This is a genomic window from Janthinobacterium sp. BJB446, assembly GCF_002735655.1.
Classification (GTDB): Bacteria; Pseudomonadota; Gammaproteobacteria; order Burkholderiales; family Burkholderiaceae_D; genus Janthinobacterium; species Janthinobacterium lividum.
This window is the reverse complement of the sequence record NZ_PDZK01000002.1, coordinates 629,008-649,605: the sequence shown is the minus strand read 5'-3', so window position 1 is coordinate 649,605 and position 20,598 is coordinate 629,008. Positions and strand designations below refer to the sequence as shown.

20 protein-coding genes and 2 pseudogenes are annotated in these 20,598 nt (G+C 49.9%); 9 read left to right on the top strand and 13 right to left on the bottom strand.

The annotated features are described in order from the left end of the window. Positions 1-61: 61 nt before the first annotated feature. A complete protein-coding gene (locus CSQ92_RS18640; protein ID WP_070254701.1) occupies positions 62-643 on the top strand; it encodes an SIS domain-containing protein in 582 nt (193 codons plus the stop codon). 15 nt (positions 644-658) lie between these two features. After that, entirely contained in the window at positions 659-2,101 is a 1,443-nt protein-coding gene (gene hldE, locus CSQ92_RS18635; RefSeq protein WP_099395021.1) for a bifunctional D-glycero-beta-D-manno-heptose-7-phosphate kinase/D-glycero-beta-D-manno-heptose 1-phosphate adenylyltransferase HldE, read from the top strand. A 100-nt stretch (positions 2,102-2,201) separates the two neighbouring features. Here hldE and rfbD read toward each other — a convergent pair whose 3' ends face one another. The 10 genes and pseudogenes from rfbD to CSQ92_RS28845 form a co-directional block, all read right to left on the bottom strand. Next, complete coding sequence (rfbD, locus tag CSQ92_RS18630) at positions 2,202-3,074, bottom strand: dTDP-4-dehydrorhamnose reductase (protein WP_092607336.1); 873 nt, start codon at positions 3,072-3,074, stop codon at positions 2,202-2,204. Positions 3,075-3,115: 41 nt separating this feature from the next. Then, positions 3,116-3,661 (bottom strand): dTDP-4-dehydrorhamnose 3,5-epimerase, encoded by a 546-nt coding sequence (gene rfbC / locus CSQ92_RS18625; RefSeq protein WP_034745785.1) that lies wholly within the window; start codon positions 3,659-3,661, stop codon positions 3,116-3,118. Between the two features lie 24 nt (positions 3,662-3,685). Continuing rightward, positions 3,686-4,579, bottom strand: coding sequence for a glucose-1-phosphate thymidylyltransferase RfbA (gene rfbA, locus CSQ92_RS18620; protein ID WP_099395020.1), 894 nt, complete (start codon positions 4,577-4,579; stop codon positions 3,686-3,688). After that, a complete protein-coding gene (gene rfbB, locus CSQ92_RS18615) occupies positions 4,579-5,658 on the bottom strand; it encodes a dTDP-glucose 4,6-dehydratase (protein ID WP_099395113.1) in 1,080 nt (359 codons plus the stop codon). The genes rfbA and rfbB overlap by 1 nt, the downstream gene beginning before the upstream one ends. 108 nt (positions 5,659-5,766) lie before the next feature. Beyond that, on the bottom strand, positions 5,767-7,230 hold the full coding sequence (wbaP, locus tag CSQ92_RS18610) for an undecaprenyl-phosphate galactose phosphotransferase WbaP (protein ID WP_099395019.1): 1,464 nt from the start codon (positions 7,228-7,230) through the stop codon (positions 5,767-5,769). 77 nt (positions 7,231-7,307) lie between these two features. Next, positions 7,308-7,528 (bottom strand): annotated as a pseudogene (locus tag CSQ92_RS18605) (cupin domain-containing protein); the annotation flags it as partial. 43 nt (positions 7,529-7,571) lie between these two features. After that, positions 7,572-7,655, bottom strand: a pseudogene (locus CSQ92_RS29620) (sugar phosphate nucleotidyltransferase); the annotation flags it as partial. Between the two features lie 246 nt (positions 7,656-7,901). Next, on the bottom strand, positions 7,902-8,258 hold the full coding sequence (locus CSQ92_RS18595; RefSeq protein ID WP_070254697.1) for a diacylglycerol kinase: 357 nt from the start codon (positions 8,256-8,258) through the stop codon (positions 7,902-7,904). 301 nt (positions 8,259-8,559) lie between these two features. Next, on the bottom strand, positions 8,560-8,796 hold the full coding sequence (locus tag CSQ92_RS28850; protein ID WP_143450399.1) for a hypothetical protein: 237 nt from the start codon (positions 8,794-8,796) through the stop codon (positions 8,560-8,562). A 63-nt stretch (positions 8,797-8,859) separates the two neighbouring features. Then, complete coding sequence (locus CSQ92_RS28845; RefSeq protein WP_143450398.1) at positions 8,860-9,216, bottom strand: hypothetical protein; 357 nt, start codon at positions 9,214-9,216, stop codon at positions 8,860-8,862. A gap of 520 nt (positions 9,217-9,736) precedes the next feature. On the opposite strand from CSQ92_RS28845, the gene CSQ92_RS18590 reads away from it, so the two are divergent. From CSQ92_RS18590 to CSQ92_RS28840, 3 genes are read left to right on the top strand one after another with little or no spacing between them, the layout of a single operon-like run. After that, on the top strand, positions 9,737-10,513 hold the full coding sequence (locus CSQ92_RS18590) for a sialate O-acetylesterase (protein ID WP_180277051.1): 777 nt from the start codon (positions 9,737-9,739) through the stop codon (positions 10,511-10,513). Positions 10,514-10,528: 15 nt separating this feature from the next. Beyond that, positions 10,529-11,542: an acyltransferase family protein gene (locus CSQ92_RS18585; protein ID WP_081345529.1), complete on the top strand. Its 1,014-nt coding sequence runs from the start codon at positions 10,529-10,531 to the stop codon at positions 11,540-11,542. Continuing rightward, positions 11,526-12,278 carry a hypothetical protein gene (locus CSQ92_RS28840; RefSeq protein ID WP_143450396.1) on the top strand — a complete coding sequence of 251 codons (753 nt, stop codon included), beginning with the start codon at positions 11,526-11,528 and terminating at the stop codon, positions 12,276-12,278. Before CSQ92_RS18585 ends, CSQ92_RS28840 begins: the two co-directional genes overlap by 17 nt. A 562-nt stretch (positions 12,279-12,840) precedes the next feature. On the opposite strand, the gene CSQ92_RS18580 is transcribed toward CSQ92_RS28840, so the two are convergent. Next, complete coding sequence (locus tag CSQ92_RS18580; protein ID WP_099395017.1) at positions 12,841-13,935, bottom strand: hypothetical protein; 1,095 nt, start codon at positions 13,933-13,935, stop codon at positions 12,841-12,843. Between the two features lie 163 nt (positions 13,936-14,098). On the opposite strand from CSQ92_RS18580, the gene CSQ92_RS18575 reads away from it, so the two are divergent. Then, a complete protein-coding gene (locus CSQ92_RS18575; RefSeq protein ID WP_099395016.1) occupies positions 14,099-14,617 on the top strand; it encodes a DUF1249 domain-containing protein in 519 nt (172 codons plus the stop codon). 100 nt (positions 14,618-14,717) lie between these two features. Then, complete coding sequence (locus CSQ92_RS18570) at positions 14,718-15,632, top strand: GIY-YIG nuclease family protein (protein WP_099395015.1); 915 nt, start codon at positions 14,718-14,720, stop codon at positions 15,630-15,632. A 28-nt stretch (positions 15,633-15,660) separates the two neighbouring features. Here the strand turns inward: CSQ92_RS18570 and CSQ92_RS28835 are convergent, their stop codons facing one another. Further along, positions 15,661-16,065: a hypothetical protein gene (locus CSQ92_RS28835; protein WP_143450395.1), complete on the bottom strand. Its 405-nt coding sequence runs from the start codon at positions 16,063-16,065 to the stop codon at positions 15,661-15,663. A gap of 294 nt (positions 16,066-16,359) precedes the next feature. Beyond that, positions 16,360-17,091, bottom strand: a complete 732-nt coding sequence (locus CSQ92_RS18565; protein ID WP_143450394.1) for a hypothetical protein — start codon at positions 17,089-17,091, stop codon at positions 16,360-16,362. Between the two features lie 733 nt (positions 17,092-17,824). Between CSQ92_RS18565 and CSQ92_RS18560 the strand changes: the two genes are divergently transcribed. Both CSQ92_RS18560 and CSQ92_RS18555 read left to right on the top strand, forming a co-directional pair. After that, positions 17,825-19,402, top strand: coding sequence for a hypothetical protein (locus tag CSQ92_RS18560; protein WP_143450393.1), 1,578 nt, complete (start codon positions 17,825-17,827; stop codon positions 19,400-19,402). Further along, complete coding sequence (locus CSQ92_RS18555) at positions 19,399-20,391, top strand: hypothetical protein (protein WP_099395012.1); 993 nt, start codon at positions 19,399-19,401, stop codon at positions 20,389-20,391. Before CSQ92_RS18560 ends, CSQ92_RS18555 begins: the two co-directional genes overlap by 4 nt. Positions 20,392-20,598 lie beyond the last annotated feature (207 nt).

The following is a 20,598-nucleotide window of genomic DNA, read 5'->3' as shown; positions in this document are numbered from 1 at the left end:
GGAAATTACTGAGATTTTTAAATTTTAGGTATCGCATATTTTGCGTTCATGAAAGAAATATATGAGTATTGATGTTATTAGAAATTCGCTGCTCGAAGCAAAGGCTGGCCTGGATAATTTGATAAAAAATGAAGGCGTTTTATTAAATATTGATCGCTCAGCGGAAATTATAGCGGACTCATTGCGCAAGAACGGCAAAGCCATTTCTTGTGGTAATGGTGGCTCAATGTGTGATGCCATCCATTTTGCGGAGGAGTTATCCGGCCGCTTTCGGAAGGATCGTAAGGCATTGTCTGCACTATCAATCAGTGATCCAGCTCATATTACTTGTGTGGCGAATGATTTTGGCTATGATTTTGTTTTTTCGCGTTTTGTGGAAGCCCATGGAAGGCCAGGCGATTGCCTTATTGCGATTAGTACCAGTGGAACTAGTCGATCGGTCTTGAACGCTGTGAAAAGCGCACAGGAAAATGGCGTTACCGTGATCGGTCTGACGGGGCGCCCTGGCAGCCCTTTGGATGAATTAGCCGATGTCAGTTTATGTACTCCAGCAGGACAATTTGCTGATCGCGTACAGGAATTACATATCAAAATGCTTCATATAATCATTGAATTAGTAGAGAAAAAGCTAGGATTGTCTTGATTAGGCGGAAAGTATATGTTTTCTAAAGATTCAAACCTTGGTCTTGAGTTAGCGCGTGCACGGGTACTTGTGATCGGCGATGTCATGCTGGATCGCTATTGGTCTGGTGCTACCGCTCGTATTTCTCCGGAGGCGCCGGTACCAGTAGTTAATATTGGCAAAGATGACCAGCGTCCGGGGGGGGCCGCCAACGTAGCAGTAAACGTTGCTTCTTTGGGAGCGCAGGTTACTTTGCTAGGTGTCGTTGGGAAAGACGAGGCTGCTGCATTATTAAAGGCATCCATGGAGTGCTATGGTGTGCAGGTGGACTTTGTTGAGGCTCCCGCCAGTCCTACTATTACGAAACTACGTGTAGTTTCGCGTAATCAGCAGTTGATCAGGCTGGATTTCGAATCATCGATGCATGCCGAGCATGCCTTTGACCGCGAGGTTTTATATCAGAAGTTCTGTGCAGTACTGAAGTCTGTAGATACGGTCATATTATCGGATTATGGCAAGGGGACACTGGCTGTCATTGCACCGATGATCAAGGAAGCGCGGCGAATGGGGAAACCAGTCATCGTTGATCCGAAAGGAACGGACTATACCCAGTATGCCGGTGCGACTTTGATTACGCCTAACATGGCGGAGTTTGAGGCCGTTGTCGGCGTTTGTTCCGACGAGGCTGAGATGGTCCGGAAAGGAAACAGACTGCGCGAAGAATTGGAACTGGACGCTCTGCTGGTGACTCGTAGTGAACATGGAATGACGTTGTTGCAGCCGCAGGCCGAACCTGTACACTTGCCAACGGAGGCACGTGAGGTTTTTGATGTAACTGGTGCGGGCGATACTGTGATCGCTACACTGGGAGCCGCTTTGGCAAGTGGTAAGGACCTCGTGACGTCGTGCCGGCTAGGTAATATGGCAGCAGGAGTGGTCGTTGGAAAATTTGGCACAGTCCCTATCACATCGATGGAATTGGAACGCGTCCTATATGGGGTGGGAGGGATGGAAACGCCCATTTTATCCGAGGATGCCATGCTGGTACGTATCAACGAAGCCAAGGCTGGTGGAAAACGCATCGTATTTACCAATGGTTGCTTCGATATTCTTCATGTCGGACATACGCGTTATCTTGAAGCTGCAAGGCGCCTTGGAGATTTACTGATTGTGGCAGTAAATTCAGATGAATCTGTTAAAAGATTGAAGGGGAGTACGCGCCCTATCAATGCAGGTACGGATCGGATGCACGTGCTGGGCGCTTTGAAAAGCGTTGATTGGGTTGTCGAGTTTTCTGAAGATACGCCTGAGAGATTGATCAAGAAGTTGTTGCCGGATGTCCTGGTGAAGGGGGGCGACTATGAGGTTGAGGAAATTGTCGGTTATGATGCCGTGACAAAAGCGGGGGGGCAGGTAATTGCACTTGACTTTCACGATGGGTATTCAACCTCCAAGATTATCGAGCGCTCAAAAAAGTAGTATGTCTTGACTGTCTTCCGGTCTGATATGAATAAAAAAAGCTGCCGTACACTATTCGTGTATGGCAGCTTTTTTAAATATTAACGGGGCTTGAATAAATTCATTCCTGGCAGAGTTTCAATGCGGTTTGCCATTGTGGCAAATTGCAGAAAGTATCGATCAAGCGCTGTGACGACAGGACGGAGTTTGACGGCCGTTTGGCGGGTACCGGGTAATCTTGCGCCAGTATTGGTTTGAGCTTTGGCTTTTTAACGACGGAAGGATGTGCCATGATTGCCTCAGTAAAGCCAAACCAGCTAGTTTTTCCCTGTGCCGTCAAATGATACAAACCTGAGCGTTCATCCCACCATGTCCGTTGGTCCGCTGCGGCCAAGCTTTGCGCAACGATATGCGCAGTGGTGTCGGCAATGGTGCGGCTCCATGTTGGCGCGCCGTATTGATCGGAAACGATGCCTAGCTCTTCACGTTCTTGCGCCAGGCGGCGCATGGTCAGCAAGAAATTCTTGCCGTGCGTGCTATAGACCCAGCTGGTGCGCAGGATCAGATGAGGGATGCCGGCCGCCTGGATGGCTTGTTCGCCAGCCAGTTTGCTGCTGCCGTAGACATTGACCGGGCAGGTCGGATCGGTTTCGACATACGCGCCATCCTTGCTACCATCAAAAACGTAGTCGGTGCTGTAATGGATCATTGCAGCGCCCAGTTTCTTGGCTTCCTCTGCCATGACACCGGGTGCTTCACCATTGATGCGCAAGGCCAGTTCCGGCTCGCTTTCGGCCTTGTCGACCGCTGTATAAGCTGCCGGGTTGACGATCAGGGTCGGCTTGACGCGGCGGATGACATCGCGCACCTGGTCCAGGTCAGCAAGATCCATTTGACTGCGGTCAACGGCGATGATCTCGCCCAAGCCCTGCAGGCTGCGTTCCAGTTCGTAGCCGACCTGGCCGGTTTTTCCTGTGATTAAAATGCGGCTCATGAGGTAGATTGATTCCAGTTGGACAGATTGGTCGATAAGGATCAGGCGAAGACGTCGGCGTTCGCCAGCAGCGTGCCCACTTTGTCTTTACCAGACAGCAGCGGTTCGCCATCCAGAGGCCAGTCGATGCCGATCGCCGGATCATTCCACAGGATGCTGCGCTCAAACTCCGGTGCCCAGTAGTCTGTTGTCTTGTAGAGAAACTCGGCATGGTCGCTAGTCACCACGAAGCCATGCGCAAACCCTTCGGGAACCCACAGTTGGCGCTTATTCGCAGCCGACAAGGTAACGCCGACCCAATGGCCGAAAGTTGCGGAGCTTTTGCGCAAATCGACGGCAACGTCGAACACTTCGCCAGCGGTGACGCGCACGAGTTTTCCTTGCGCTTGCTGGATCTGGTAGTGCAGGCCGCGCAACACACCCTTTGCCGACTTGGAATGGTTGTCCTGCACGAAATCGCGCGTGACGCCAGTCAGCTCGGCGAAGCGCTTTTGATTAAAGCTTTCATAAAAAAAACCGCGATCATCGCCAAATACGGTTGGTTCGATAATCAGAACATCAGGTATTGCTGTCGTTTGAATTTGCATGGTATGAAATGAGCCGTTCAGGCTTTAGTATATTTTTTCTTCGAGGAGACGCAGCAGATACTGGCCATAAGCGTTTTTTTTCAATGGCTGCGCCAGTTGCTCCAGCTTGGCTGCATCAATATACCCCTTGCGGTAGGCGATTTCTTCTGGGCAGGCAACTTTCAAGCCTTGGCGATTTTCGATGGTGGCGATGAATTGGCCAGCTTCCAGCAGGGACTCATGCGTGCCGGTGTCGAGCCAGGCCATGCCACGTCCCATCAATTCCACATTGAGTTCACCGCGCTCCAGATAAACCCGATTCACATCGGTGATTTCCAGTTCGCCGCGTGCTGAGGGCGCGATACCTGCGGCAATTCCACACACTTGACTATCGTAGAAGTACAGGCCCGTGACGGCGTAGTTCGATTTTGGCTTGAGTGGTTTTTCCTCGATGCTGACAGCACGGCGCTGGTCATCGAAATCGACCACGCCATAGCGTTCCGGATCGTGCACGTGATAGGCGAACACGGTCGAGCCGCTGGTGCGTGCCGAGGCTTCGCGTAACTGCGATTCAAAGTCGTGACCGTAATAGATGTTGTCGCCCAGAATCAGCGCCGATGGTGCATCGCCGACAAACTCTTTGCCGATGATGAACGCCTGTGCCAGGCCATCCGGGCTGGGCTGAACGGCATAGGTCAGGCTGATACCCCACTGGCTGCCATCGCTCAGCAACTCCTGGAAGCGCGGTGTATCTTGTGGGGTGGAAATGATCAGGATGTCGCGTATGCCGGCCAGCATCAGGGTGGTCAGCGGATAGTAGATCATCGGCTTGTCATATACCGGGAGCAGTTGCTTCGATACGGCCATGGTGACGGGATACAGGCGCGTGCCGGAACCGCCGGCCAGGATGATGCCCTTGCGTTCGATGGTTGTCGTCATTATTGCTGCTCCTGGGCCGTGTCGCGTGCAGCGTAGTTTTTCTCTACCCACTTCAGGTAGTCGCCCGACTGGACATCGCGTACCCAGGCCTGGTTGTCCAGGTACCACTGGACGGTCTTGCGGATGCCGGTAGCGAAGGTTTCGGCCGGCTTCCAGCCCAGTTCGCGCTCGATCTTGCGCGCATCAATGGCGTAGCGGCGGTCATGGCCTGGACGATCCTGTACGTAGGTGATTTGTTCGCGATAGCTGCCGGATGTCTTGGGATCGAGCGTGTCGAGGATATCGCACAGGGTGTGCACGACTTCCAGGTTGGCCATTTCATTCCAGCCGCCCACATTGTAGACCTCGCCCAGGCGTCCCGCCTCGAGCACGCGGCGAATCGCCGAGCAATGGTCGCCCACGTACAGCCAGTCGCGCACTTGCATGCCATCGCCATAGATAGGCAAGGCTTTGCCGGCACGGGCATTGCTGATGATGAGCGGAATCAGTTTTTCCGGGAAATGGAAGGAGCCATAGTTGTTCGAGCAGTTGGTGGTGAGCACCGGCATGCCGTAGGTATGGAAATAGGCGCGCACCAGATGATCGGACGCCGCTTTCGATGCCGAGTAGGGGCTGTTGGGCGCATATGGCGTTGTTTCCGTGAATGGCGGGTCATTCGGTCCCAGGGTGCCATACACCTCGTCGGTCGAGACGTGCAGGAAGCGGAAGCCATCCTTGGCTTCGCCTGTCAGGCCAGACCAGTAGGCGCGCGCCGCTTCGAGCAGGCTGAAGGTACCGTTGACGTTGGTCGAAATGAATTCGCCGGGGCTATGAATCGAACGATCGACATGACTCTCTGCGGCAAAATGCACGATGGCGCGTGGCTGGTGTTCTGCCAGCAGGCGGGAGATGTGGGCGGTGTCGCAAATATCGCCGCGTACAAAGATATGCCGGGGGTCTTGCTCCAGGCTTGCCAGATTGCTGAGATTGCCAGCATAGGTCAGTTTGTCAAAATTGATCACGGGCTCATCGTTGAGCGCCAGCCAGTCGCGTACAAAATTGGAACCGATGAAGCCGGCGCCGCCAGTCACTAAAATCATGCTGTTATCCTTTTTCTGGAACATTGCCACAATGCCCCCTCGATAAATTGTCTTGAGCGCGAGGGCAATTAAATATTCTTAAATGCAACTATTATCTTAATAACGTTACTAATATGCGCCATCTTTCTTGAAAATGACTTTAACCGTTTTCAGTAGTATGACAATGTCATTGAACAAAGACCAGTTCTTGACATACCAGGCGTCCAGATAAACGCGCGTATCATAGCTGACGTCGTTCCTGCCGCTGACTTGCCATAGGCCCGTGACCCCGGGTTTCGCTTCCAGGTAATAGTCTACCTGGGGACCATAACGTTCCAGTTCCGCATCGACAACCGGGCGCGGCCCGACCAGGCTCATTTCGCCTTTCAGCACATTCCATAGCTGCGGCAATTCATCGAGGCTGGTCCGGCGCAGAAAGTGGCCGATCGAGGTGATGCGCGGGTCATTCTTCAGTTTGAAATCACGGTCCCATTCGGCACGGGCTTCAGGATCGCGCTCGAGTAGCTCCTTGAGCAAGACATCGGCGTTCACGGCCATGGTGCGGAACTTGTAGCAGAGAAAATGCTTGCCATTCTGGCCCACGCGTTTGTGGCCGTAGAAGATGGGACGGCCCGATGCCATGACCTTGGCCGCAATCCACAGCAAAACGGGGGCGCCGACGATCAGCACGCAGATCGAGGCCGCCAGATCAAAGCAGCGCTTAATCAGTTGCAAGCCTGGCCGCGCCAGGTTGTTGCGCATGGTCAGCAGCAGCACTTCATGTGCAAAGAAATGGTTCACCTCCATGCCGTACAGGGGCAAGCCGCGTACGGCAGGTACCACTTGCATATTGGCAACGCAACGGCTGACTTGCTGGATCATGCCCTGATAGGCATCGATGCCGCCTTGCTCGAGGGCGACAACCGTATGCGGGTTGCCCAGCAGCTTGAGCGTTTGCTCCGGGTTCTCGCCCAGCGAAATGAAGGGCACCGCTTGCTTGCTGCGGTTTACATAGTGATGTTTCAGGCGGTCTTGGCCTTCCGGTATCAGGAACGCAATCAGGCGATAGCCCATCAAGGCTTCTTCATCGAAGGCGCGTGCGGTTTGCAAGGCATTGTCACCCCATCCGATGATGACCATGGGGCGTATCCAGCCGCCCGCTTTCATCAGCAAGTATTTGACCATGCCGCGCAGCAGCAAGACACAGCATGGCACCAGCAGCCAGGTGGCCAACAGTGCCTCGCGCGAAGAGTCGCGCTTGTCGAGGAAGACCAGGGCCGCATCGATCAGGCCCATAACCATGGCAATCTTCAGTAGTTCCTTGATTTCATTCGAGTACGGACGGCGTTTGGCATGATGGCCCTTCAGCTTGAAGATCGCTAGGGTTACCACGGATAGCAGGCTGTAACTGAGCAGGCGGGAGCTATCCAGTCCGAAGCTGTTCAAGTCGCTGGCATCGAGCGTCCACTTGCCAGCAAACCAGAATGCCATGAACATGGCAACGGCATCGGCAAAGGTGAGAAAATATTTTTCTGCCCTACTGCTGCAATACCATTTTACTTCTTGTATAAAGATGCCTTCGATTGGTTTCATGATGACTTGCTAAACCTTATAAACTTCAGTGTGAATTCTTGCGGTGCCGCATGTGTTGGGATGACGTATCTGCTCGGTCAAGCGCGCCCGTAGCGGTCTTCAACGCGGACAATATCGTCTTCCCAAGGTAGCTACCCGATTGAATTTCAATCAATTCCAGTGGTAGCTTGCCCGGGTTGGCCAGAGAATGGACGACGCCGAGCGGGATATAGGTGGACTGGTTTTCGGTCAGCAAATATTCCTTGTCGCCATTGGTGATCTGGACCGTGCCCGCGACCACGATCCAGGCGCTGCAGCGTTTGTTGCAGCATGCTGCCTTGAGTGGACAAGCGCAGAAACTGCTTTGGGAACACCTCGCGTGAAAGCGGCCATAAGCGTGTGCCGGAACCTCCGCAAAGAATCACTGGTACGAGGGGAGTAGTCATTTATGCATCAATGTAAATATAATATTGGACGGTGTCGAATAATTGGTCAGTTGGCATATCTTGAGGCTCATCCGGCTTGCCGTACTCTTATGTAGGGAGGTGGACATACGTGCTGGAAAAAAAGTCAATATTGTAAGCAGGGGCAGTATTTTAATAAATTACAAGAATCTTTGTATTTTCTCTCGACTCTATTGGGCACGCACTTTCGTTCGTCTTGTATTGTAGTTTGCCGCCCCTGTATTCTTACTAGCGCACAACGTTTTCAAGCAAAAAAGCAACAAACACGCATATGGCCGTCATGCTGAGGAGCAACACTGCACCTGCAGCGCAGTCCTTGGCAATCTTGATGCTGGGATGTAGGGATGGGTGGAGGTGATCAATCAGATGCTCCAGTGCGGTGTTGAACAATTCCGCAGCCAGGACCAGGCCGCAATTGAGCAATAGCAGGGCCCACCACATCAAGGGTGGTTGGTACCAACAGAGTACGGCGAGCACCATCAGGGCAGCCAGACACTGCAGGCGGAAGCTCGATTCCATGCGGAAGGCCGCGCCTATGCCTTGTAGGGCAAATCCCATGCGCTTGAAGAAGGGCTGGTTCTTCATGGCAACTGAAGCAATGGCGCAGGATATTTGACTGACATAAAGGCGGATCTCTCAATGAATAGATGAGGATCGCAGGCATGACCATACGATATGACATCATTCGTCTACAACAGAAAGACTGGTGCCAATCTTTTTGATGTTTGATAAAAAGTAAAAAAGCCCGTTTTCAAATGAAAAGGGCTCTTATTGCAATAGTTGACATATTTTAGTATGTCAACTATTGCGGTACCAGGCCTTCACCTTTCGGCTCTACATCAAGCTGCAGGATGGGCCTACCTGTCGCTGCCTGGGCAGCCAGGTATTAATGGTGGGTTGGGGTGGTGTGCGCGGTGGTCGAATCCGAGCTTGCTGCACCGGCCACAACGGCAACTGCTGCGCCGATTGCGATCATGGTGCTGACGCTCAGGCCAGCAACGGTGGTGCCTGCAGCGGCGCCAGCTGCTGGTGCTGCTGCTGGTGCAGGAGCCGGTGTCGATTGAGCCATTGCTTGCGCGGAAGCGAAGCACAGGATTGCAGAAGCGATCAGAATTTTCTTCATGAGATACCCTTTTAGGTTGAACAGCGGAAATGCTAGACTGTCACATGATTGTAACAACATTTTTCATGGCAGTCTGCGCAGTACAGTCTGCGGTGCCGAGAATTCACTGTATTTTAGACCAATATTAAAGCTTTTTTTCCTCTTAGTTCTCATGGCGTTGTTCTGCGTAAACAGAATCGATGCTTTTTGTGCATGGATGTCCTGGCTAACTGGGGTATTGACTTGTTGCTTCAAAAGTTGCCAAGTCCTTGCCATGCGGCGTAAAATTGTTGCGCTGTACACAATTCTACCGCCTTCCTCGCGTACTACCTCTAGGTCATGGTTGTGGTTATAACGCGATCCACAATTCGCACCAAGTTGCCTTGACGCCACACTCCCCATCATTTTTCGAACAAAGAAGCTGCTCAGTTGGGCAATCAAGAGGATGATTTCGTTCGGACGTGGCGGGGGGCCGGCAAGAGCAAGCAGCTGCTGCAGATTTCATCAGCGAATAAGAGCAAGCAGAGCGTAGCCCGGAAGAGTCGCTGACGAGGCGTGTCTAGTAACAATGTTTACAAAACAGTAGTGGACGGAAGGATGTTTGATCAAGAAGTGTGCCTGTCTCTCACTTACATGCGAAGGGGCCGCTTGCTTGCCGTCTGGAATCTCGGCCGTGTGGCCGCATCCCCATATATGTGATGGCAATCTGACCCATAGCCACGCCGTTCGTGTGAAATGCTGCATTTTTCTATGTACGTCGGCAGAAGTGATTGTTTTGATGTGTACCTGCCAGTCTGGCAGCTATGCCGGACTTATGATGCTGCAACGGGAACGGGGCGCGCAGGAGGCTAGGCAAGTAGTGGCCATATCTCTACTAGTTCTGCAGGAAAAGCAGATATGTTGTTCAACCTATATAATATTGCGCGCTATCGCAATAAATTCTTGTGAGATAACTAAATTTATGAAGATTTTTATTGTTTTCTTCTCCGCTTTAATATTGACGGCATGTGGTGGTGGCGGAGCAGGCAACCCTGCCCCCATCGCTCCTATTACGCCGATAGTAAATGTGCCATTGGAAGAGATGAAAATTTTGATCATCGGACAATCGATATCGTCGAATTGCAACGAATATGTTTATGGTGCTGTCGATAACGTATTTCAAATAGGTAAAGATGGATCACTGAAGGCTGCACGCGATCCGTTTGAATGGGCAGATTGCGGCAAGGGGGCGATGTGGATGCCTCTTGGAAAAAAATTGATTGAAGCAGGTATTGCTCGAAAGGTGGTATTTATGCCAATCGGGGTGGCTGGAAGTAGGGTGGAAGACTGGCAGGTAGGTGGTGCCGCGTTTGGCAAGTTAACAAATGCCATTACTTTAATGCAAGCACAAGGGTTAAGTTTTGACTTTGCATTTTGGCATCAAGGCTCATCAAACGCCGGTACGGACAAGACCGTATATGCCGAGCGTCTGCGCTCGGTATTGGACTACGTAAACAGTAAAGTAAAAATCAAGCGCTGGCTGATTGCTGTTCATTCTCGTTGCTCTGGCACATATGATAGCGGTATTGAGTCTGCCCAAATTTTAGTTGGTAATGCTCCACAACTGAATCGCTATCCAGGACCTAATACTAATTTATTAGGTAATGAATATAGATATGATACTTGTCATTTGAATCAGAAGGGGCAGGAGAAGATGGCATCGATGTGGCTTGAATCAGTAAGTGCTATTCCTAGATAGAAGATTGGATTTAAAATGAATTCGAAGTTCAGATATTCCTTGGAGAATTTTCGGGGTGTCGCAATTATTTTTGTAATGTTTTCTCATATCGCTTCGATTCAGCAGATGGGGAGGTTTGGGGATTTCTATTATTATATTTTCGCTGATGCGACAAATTGGTTTGTTTTCATTTCTGGATATTTATTTTATTATCTTGAGGTAAATAAATTCAATTATATGAATTATTTGTCAAAGAAGGCTATGTATGTTGTATTGCCATATTTGATTCTATCGATTCTTCCAATAGCATTCTGGATATACTCTTCGCAACACATACTCTACGGTTTGACACCGATAAAATTTGTGCTTTGGTCATTGCTCTCGGGAGGTATTGCCGTCGCTCCTATGTGGTTTATACCCATGATTGTACTTTTCTTCCTGATGACACCAATTTTTAGAATTTTATCAAAGACGAAACTTATCTACGTTCTTACTGCCTGCGCTTTGATTTTTTCCATGTTTTCCTCGCGAACAACACACAATACCAATCCGTTACTGTCTTTTTTGCATTTTCTTGGGGTTTACTTATTGGGTATCATTGCTGCAAAAGATGCTTTTGTTATTGATGGATGGAAAAATTCAACCAAGGGAAAAATTATTGCAATTTCTTTGGTTGTTTTTGTGGTGTTGGGTCTTTTGTTTCCTGGATTTAAAAGTTTGCCACCAAGTTTCTTTAGCGGTCTTGGAACCTTTAACTATATTATGGCGGGTAAGCTGGCGTTGCTGATCGCAATTTTCCTTCTCTTTGAGCGTTTCATGGAGCATAAAAATAATACTCTTGGATATTTTGCTAAGATAAGCTTCGGGTTGTTCTTCATCCACGGAATCATGGAAGCCATATTTCGCAGAGGAGCAAGAGATATTGATTTTGGTAACCAGGTTTTGAGATTTTTCGCTGAAGTTGGTGTTGTTGTTGTTGTTTCTATAGCCGTCGTTTTTGTGCTCAAGAAGATATTAAAAAAATGGAGTCGCTATGTTATCGGTTGCTAAGTCATTTACTGCGGCACTCTTGATGCTTTGCTCAACATTCACGCATGCTCGCGATATGTATATACTCGCAGTCCAGGAAAATGCTTCTGCAGTGTGTGAGGGGAAATATTTTAACGAGGTTGAGGGGGTATATGAAATCGATGAAGGCGGGAACGAGATTCCCGCCGGAATGAAATCTGCCAAGGCTACTTGTGAAAATATGGGAAATATTCTTCCATTGGGAGAAGAAATACTTAAAACGGGTATGGCAAATCGGGTTGTTTTTATGCTGGTCAATGCGACAGGGTCAGATGAAAATTTAATGGATGACGAGGCGTCTAAAAAATTAAAGTCTGCGATTGATTTGGCAAATTCTAAAAAAATAAAATTCGATTTTGCTTTATGGCAAGGAGCGTTGATGGAAAATAATCCGAACGCCAATTACAGCCGTGAAGTTCAAGGCACAGTTAAATCGATAAGCCTGAGTGCAAAAGTGGAGAAATGGGTTATTGGGCTGAGTGCCCATTGTCATCGAGCCGCTGGTGATCCTACAATCTCCATACGGCAAGAACCTTTAATTAATCGTTTCCCTGGTCCTGACATTGGTACGCTTGCCGGAGAGTATCGTACTGATCAATGCAGCGTCAATGATCTTGGGCAAAAAGAAATGGCAAAACTTTGGTACGCAGCGATGAAAAAAGCTGACATTGATAGCGAAAAATATCAGAGGGAATCCTTACTCTATTATTTCAAGTGATACCTTGTTGATTTAACTATGTACCGGTATTTTTTTGCATCTCATTATATGCAGAGTACTGTCAATGGGAAAAAGTGTAAGGGAACTGCGATCTGGATCGCAGTTCGGCGAAAATGCCCATTTCATTTCCCCTCATCGCCACGGACCGCAACGTTGCCAACCGGGGTGAAAGCCGCGTAAAATGCAGGCTTCGCGGGTGTAGCTCAATGGTAGAGCAGAAGCTTCCCAAGCCCCTCCACCTCGTCAAGAGCCGCTGTTCATGCGGCTTCGAAGCGCATGAGTCTGCGATCACACCAAAACACCACCTTAATCAACAAGTTACGCGCCATCACATTTTCGACCCCACATCGAGTCGAAAAAGCTGCTGATACGCGGTGATGGCTGGTCGAAAAATCCGGTTGGTTGGTTGGTGGTGGACCTGGCCATCTGATCTTCTGCGCTAAGCGGCATGATTAGCCGGGAAGCCGTCGTTCGTGCAGATTTCGATGATGGTTGTCATCCGCCAGCAACGGTCTGTTTGCAATGACGGAAGCGAGAAACTTTAGCGGACTGCACTGTTCGACTATGCTGCTTGGATGATAGGTTCAATAGTGCTGAGCTCGGCGCCTGGCTTCCATTCCGGAGCTAAGGCAAGTAGAGCTTCGCGCGCCCCCATGCATCGATACGCGGGATAGTCCTTACGCAGTCGTACGAGGTTAAAGTATGCATACAAATTAAACGCGCCTTCACCGGGACGCGTATAAACCCCATAGCGAAGTCCATCGGTCACAATTAGGCGATGGCAGTCTGTTCTTGTCTCCGCATATCGAAGGGCCTGGGACATTGCCATGAGGCAAGAATCGTCCATTTTCTTTGCTTCGACAACAGCACACAGATTGCTGTCTTTTCGTGGCAAGCGCTCGAACAGTGCAAGGTCCACACGATTCCACTCGACCGCCATGCGCTGCGGCGTCCAACCAAGCGCTCGCAACAGTGGTACAACGAGATAAGCCACGGTTTCATGTTCTGAAGGCTTCTGGGAGCGCTTATACCATTTTCCAATTCGTGTCAGTTCGCCTATTTCATTTAGCAAACTCGTAATCGATGAGCTTGCAACGCCGTGGTCGAACAAGAACGAGGAAATTTCAGGAAGCGCGATTTCTCTGTCTTCTTGCTGAGGTAGCACCGCGACTGGCTTTGTTGCCTGAAAATTTGTATAAATATCAAGCGTTTTAAGCCAGTCGATCACTGGGCCATTCGAAAGGCGTTGCGTTGTATCGCCCTGATTCATCGCATAGGCATCGAAGCGCTTAGGGCCATTTTCTGGCTTCCAATGCCATTTAACTCGACGAACATGTTGGAGATCCCAACCATCAATGTCCCCGAACTCGTCGTGCCATTCATATGGGCCAATAACTTCACCTACTCCATGCACTTCGCTCGTCCCAAGACGAAGTACCACAATATCGCCGGGCGCCATCGTGCTTGAGAACCGCTTCAGATCTGTAATCTTTCTTGGCGTCCAACCATCTGCCTTCAACTTTTCGGCGGCTTGTGGCATCGCGCCTGCATACCCCGGTCCGTTGAGAATGACGTCCCATTCGAGGCAAATATTGACATAATTTCTATTGGTATCGCCTGCAGCCTGCTGCCAGACCGTTCTTTGCTCGAGATTCATAAAGCTCGCAGTGACTTGTTAAGAAGGAACGCGAATTATCAACTATGTCGCTGGCTATGGCGATGCGAAATCTCCAACCGTTTGAACCAGGCGTGTCGGTAGCCCATTTTTCCGAACGTGGTCCGATGCTGGGAAGATAGAAACTTATTTAAATGGTAACTTCATGCATTTTTACATCGTTGGCTCGTCGGCAGTGCTTACCCGGACTGCGTTGTCTGTTTCCGGTTTTCCATGGATGGTTCTCGCATTGAAAAAACGCGGAATCGGCATGGAACTCTACCAACAAAACTATATCAAGCTGCTTCAACTTCTCCCTGGCCTGCATGACATGAGCGGGCCAGCTAAACTCGCGGTATTAGGGCATACAGATGTGAATGTAGACGTGATCGAGCGCCACAAGCATCGCTTGGTACTTCGCATGAGCCACTATCTTGAACGCCTGCATGGTGCTGCGATACCTGACCCTGACATGACCATCGAAGTGTATTTGCTGGCCGAAACGGTCGGCGTACTGACGTACTCTGATTGCTTCGGTTCTCGAAAAGTGTTCTGCCCGGAACTGATGGCCTTCAGCCCACTTGCAAAAGCGGAACTGAACAATTTCATGGGACAGTGGTTAACGAAGATGCTTGCCGAGGGACGAAGGCAGCCGACGTCTGAACTGACGAAAAATGCCACTTAGTACTACATTGTTGTAGTGCAATTGCTAAGGGTTGTTTTTCTCATGGAACCTCTGTGCCGTGTTCTGCTATTGTTCTAGCACTTCAAGCTAGGGTGGACAAATGGGAAAAAGCATAAGGATCTACCTTCCGAACGACACGGTGGCCGGTATTCGTCACGCCGAAATAGCAAACTGGACTGGTCAAGCTCTTGCATGTCCTCGCTCACTTTTCAGCGAATTACGCGAGTGGCCCGAGATCCAACGTCCCGGGGTTTATATTTTGTTCGGTGTGAATGATGAGACTGGGGCCGAAATCGCATATATCGGCGAAGCTGAGGTGCTCGCTGATCGCTTGCACAGCCACCTGTCAGGGAAGGAGTTTTGGTCGGAGTTGGTGAGTTTCAGTAGCAAAGACGAAAACCTTACAAAGGCACATGTGCGCTACTTGGAGGCACGGCTGGTGTCGATGGCAGGTGAAGCAAAACGCTATCAACTTGAGAATAACCAGGCACCGGCACTTCCGGCTTTACCAAGAGCTGATCGGGATGCGATGGAGGAGTTTTTGGCTTTTGCAAAGACGCTCCTTGGGGTCCTAGGGCATCGCCTTCTAGATCCCCTTGTCGTCCGCAGAAACGCTATAGACGCGCAAATTACTGCGGTGGTTCAGAACAGCCCTACGCCTGCTGCCAAAGTTCTTGAGCCGTCTTCTATTTTTCATCTTAGAGTTAGCGGACTACACGCCAAAGCTGTTTGGACGGAAGAGGGCATGGTCGTCTTGGAAGGCTCAGACGCGGCCCTGACGCCGGCTTCGAGTCTTACCGGCGGGGCTGTCGCATTGAGGCAGATGCTGATTGCATCTGGAGTACTTGAAAGCTCAAACGAGAAGATGATCTTTAAGCGAGACCATATGTTCAAGACCGCATCGCAAGCGGCCGGAATCGTCACTGGATACTCGATCAACGGGCGAGACAACTGGAAGCTCGATAATGGCATGACCTTCAAGCAGTATTTCGAAAGTGGCCTTGACCTTATCTAGCGATTGTCCACGCCCGAGGACCGTTTGATCAACCTAGCTTCGCTTTGATCAGTTGGTAGTAGGTGCTGGCACCTGCGGCGCTCAACTTGGCTTCGGCCACGAACTGTTCAACGATCTGCTTGCGTGACATATTTTTCTGCTTCGACGTACGAAGGTAGATGGCAGAGGCGATTTCCATCTTCGTCTGTGCCTTCGGGGTCTTTTCGGCTTTGACCGAAGATGAGGTGCCTGTATCGAGTTTTCCTTCATTCCCCGTCGTATCCGCCGTCGGTATCGATGAAATCGGCGTAGCGGCGTTTTTAATCGGTCCAGTCACGCTGATTGAAGCACCAGCCGTAGCTGTTTGCGAGACAGTGGTCGCGTTTGATGGCATTGTTGACTTGTGGTCGTTCGTTGTCTTCGGCAGCTCGGTTGACGTAATCTTCGCATTCATGATGTAGGCTCTCGCGTGTTTAATGAGCCTTTACCATCAACAGTTTTTCACGACTCGGCAACGGTCAGTCTACAATCCAAGACCTGTTCACTTCGTCGCGCATCATCGATGCCACAGACGCTGTGACCGCAATTTTCGATGGGCAACCACCTCATTTCCCATCACACCCGTTAGGGTATGCGCCAAAGACCCGCATGAGTGCGGCGTTGCGCGAGCTACGTTAGAAGCTTTAAGAGCCGCTCTGCGAGATCCATATCCAACGTGTGATAGAGGATATGATATAAATCGTTTATATTATTTCTGTTCCTGATTAAATTGCCAATGGTTGCGAAGCGCACCCATTAAGCTTAGAAACTGTGCGTTGTGGTCTGCACTTTTCCAACGATTAATAAATTTACATACCACCTGTAGATTGCCTGGTTCATAGTGGCCGCTGCTGCCAATGCGGTCCAGAGACGCTTTCATTTCATCGTCACCGCTAGGTGAGTTGTCAGGGTGAATCGGTAGACCACTAATAGCACAACAAAATTTCTGGCGATCGATCAGATCTGCAACGTATTGGCTAAAATCATCCTGTGATGTAAAGGCATTGTTTTTATTTTTTACCGTTTGCAGCACCTTCTGGCCGTTCGACGAGTTCGTAGTCTGCTGCGCGGTCTTCACCATGCGACGAGCCGTCTGGTCCCACGCGTCGTTAGGCATTAGATCAGGAGGGAGAGTCTCCCTGTCGATAGAGCCGGATGTAACGCTGAGCTTACCGAGCTTCAAATACTCTGCGAACTTAACCAAAGCAGCGTTGTACATGCCGTGTCCTGTGCTATTCCTTTCTATGAAGATAGGAAGTTTTTGGACCGCAGATGAGATCGGCTGAAATGTTGATAAGTCCTCAATGTCGGTAAGAGAACCGCTCAGGATGGAGTTTGCGTTCGCCCATGCGGTTAGAGGCCCACTGACCGCGCTACCGTATTTCTTTACAGACGATGCAGATAAGCCTTGTTGCCGCATCCAGCTTTCGAAGCTATTCATGTTGGTGTTGTTTTGTTGTCAAACACATACTTTAGCAGACTACTGATGCAATTCGGCAACTACCGCATTTCCTACTACAGAATCACTCCGGCACCCCTGAACGGCGCATTAGCGCTGGGTTCGAGAAGGTAAGTCAAAAGGTGCAAACGCCTCGGCTGTGGGACCAATCACTAGTCGGTCAGAAGGTTTAAACGCCTCGGCTGTGGGACCAATCACTGGTCGATCAGAAGGTTTAAACGCTTATGAGCTATGTGTTCGTTTGCTGGCAGGATTGGCCTTGTCGCGAATGTGCCAGCGCCGAATAATGCCTAGTAATGCTACGTCGATCACCCCAATTCCTCACTCAATGTCATGAGCAGGATTGTGTCTTATACGTGGGGCAATTTCGTGTGCAAATTATGCGGTAAAGTAGGTTAGATTTCGCTTCAGATTAACATTGGTTACCCTTGTTCGTGACGCGCATCGGCTCCTATGTTCCACTTGTTAGTTTCGGTGAACTTTCCATCGGGAAAAAATGCTATCGTTCTGCTCGGTGGCTGAGTTCGAATATAACCAGGATTCAACAATGGAAATCACCCTGAGCCCCTGCTGCGCATGCAGAGTTTGAGCACTCGGCCTGTTGGAAAACATGAACGGTGCCATCTCTTGCGATCTCAACGCGAAGGATCGGAATCCGGGGCCTAGCGCGAAGTTTTTGACTAAGCGCTGTCTAACAAATTCATTAGAGGAGCTCATGTTGAGCAAAGAAGCGACAGCAAATGAAACGGTATGGATCGATGACGAGACCGAACGGCTCATTCGCATCATCGAATCTAGCCCACCATCACCAGATAATGAAAAAGTGCTAGATGATCTCCAGGCGGCGCTGCTGAACACACTCATCGGTCCCTTCGGGCTTTCCGCAGATTTGCTAGAGGACGTCGATGGAGGTAACGTTACAACGCTGCATAACTTCGAGCAGGGCGTCACCGCAAATGCCGAAGACGCTTTACGCCGCCAGAACTATGAAAAAGCTCAAACGGAAAGATTTGATCGTACCGATTATGATGCAGAGCGCAAGAAAAAGGGAGCCCGCAAGGAACGCTTCCAAAATCCTGAGCCAGTGGTGGATGCATACACAGGCAAAGAGTTGCCCCGCAACGGTCAAGCGCAACAAGATCACGTAGTGTCCGCATCGGAAATCGAACGCTCTGCGAAGGGGCACTTTGCGCAAACACGCGAAGAGCGTGTCGAGATTGCCAATCAAGACGCAAATATCGTATGGACTGATAGTGGTATGAACCAGTCAAAGGGTGATCTTACTCTCGAAGAATGGGCGAACAAACCCAGCAGAAAAGAGAAGAGCTTACAAAACGCCGAAGCCTTTGATGTCGATCGACAAGCGATGAATGCGGTGGACAAAACAGCTCGTGAAGCCGTCAACAGCGCACAACGCCTAGCCGCACTTAAGAAGAATGCGCAAGATCTGGCGGTGCAAGGCGGACTAGAAGCGGGAAAAGTGGCGTTGCGGCAAATTGTAGGGCTTGCGTTGCGCAGTCTGTTGAAAGGCATAGTGGCAGATATCCGTCAGCTTACGAAAGACGGATTACGGGACGTCGACAAGATAATGTCTATATTGAGCGCGCGTGCAAGAGCCATCGTTGAAGAAATGAAAACACGGTGGGCGGAGTTCCTCAAGGAGGGGCTTGCTGCAGCGGTATCTGGTTTGCTCTCAAATCTCGCGACGTTCCTCATCAATTCATTCGTCACCACTGTACGCAACGTTGTGACGATTATTCGCGAAGTCATCGTCTCACTCGTGCGTGCAGTGAAAGTCGTGGTTGCGCCCGAACCTGGCATGACGCGGTCTGATATTGCGCGCGATGTGTTGGCCATTGTTGGCGGAGCCGCAACCACAGTCATCGGTATCGGCGCTGAAGAAGCAATTGCCAAGATGCTGCTGTCGTTGCCTCCTCTCGCCCCGTTTGCCGAAACACTTGCAACCGTATTGTCTGGCGCTCTTGTGAGTGTCGGCACGATTATCCTTCTGCTGGCATTCGATCATCTCAAAGCAAGCCTTGCATTCAGAAATAAGCAGTTCGCCGATGTACACCGGGGTAATCAGGTGACACTGCTGAAAATGCGCCGCACATGTTTCATGATTGAAACCTCTGCCCAATTAATTACAGCTACTCACACAGAGATGCATAAGCGCATCGAAACTCACTCGGCCGAACGTGACGTCCGCCGTGGCACACTCGATAAGTCGATGAACGAGTACGACGCCGAAGTCAGCGGCCTTCAGCAACTTTTGAACTCTTTCAATCAATGACCGCACTAATTCAACTATTACCGACGAAAACAGCATCGCCACAAGAACAAGCATCACGCATCTTCAGCCTGATAAAGAAATTAGAGGATACCGCCAAGAAGGCCGGTCTCGAGGTCTCAGAGATCGAGAGTCGTGGATGGTGGAAAAACATTGTTTCTAGTAGCAGAGATGACCTTATCTCCACTGCACGGTCACAAGGCGAAATTAATGACTTGCTGGTTAAACTGAACCAGGAAATCATTGGTCTGAATACCTTAGGCTTCGCTTACCTCACAAGCGTCATCGCAGAATTCGAGCGCCAGGTTAATGAAGGCGTGAAAGATAGTGATGGCCGAATTCATGTGCTCTCTGAAAATGGAAAGAATGTCGCAAAAGCCGCAAAAGCGATGTTCAGCGCAATCCTCGACGCGTCGCGCGAAACACAAGGAAGAATTGACGCAAACACTGAGGCTGCAATAGCGTTGCGTCTTGATGTAGACAAACTCTCAGAGTTTGTTTCGTGTAGCATAAAAAACATAGACAATAGATTCGAGGAAGCGACTCGCCAAGCCACCGAACAATCAGCAGGCAACCTTAGGGCACTTCAAAATCTCGAGCATCGCGTCGGAGATGTTACTGAGATTGCGGCATCCTTTGACGCGCGAACGCGCGCGGTCGAAAAGCTGACCGGCAATGCCAGAGTTCGTATTGCAGAACAATTAGCATTAGCGGAGACTCACTCCACGAAGATCAACGAAGCAATGGATTCAGTCCACACGCTCATACAAGGACAGACTGACGCGAGTGCAAAACTCAACTTATTGGCGCATAAGGGCATGGAGCTAGAAAAGCAATTACCCTCGCTTCTGGCGCAGATTGATTTACTCCGAGACAACCATGCTGCGGAAAAGGACCGACTGCAGCGAACAACACGAACTATGAGTGTCGTGATATTTTTCCTGGCATTGATTTGTACCGGCCTGGCTTTACGTGAGTTTCACATTTTGTAGATTTTTCGACTGCACAGTTTCAGCTAGTGACCGCATTCCTTCTACCTGAGAAGTTGGGTATGATTAAAAATGCAAAAATAACTTTATGGAAAAACCCTTAAGTATCTGAAATCAAAAATTTTTATTACTTTTAAAGAAAACGGGATGCCATGACTTGGGTTGTTGGAGGTCGCCATGTTGCTGTCTAAAACTTCGTAGTACAAGGGA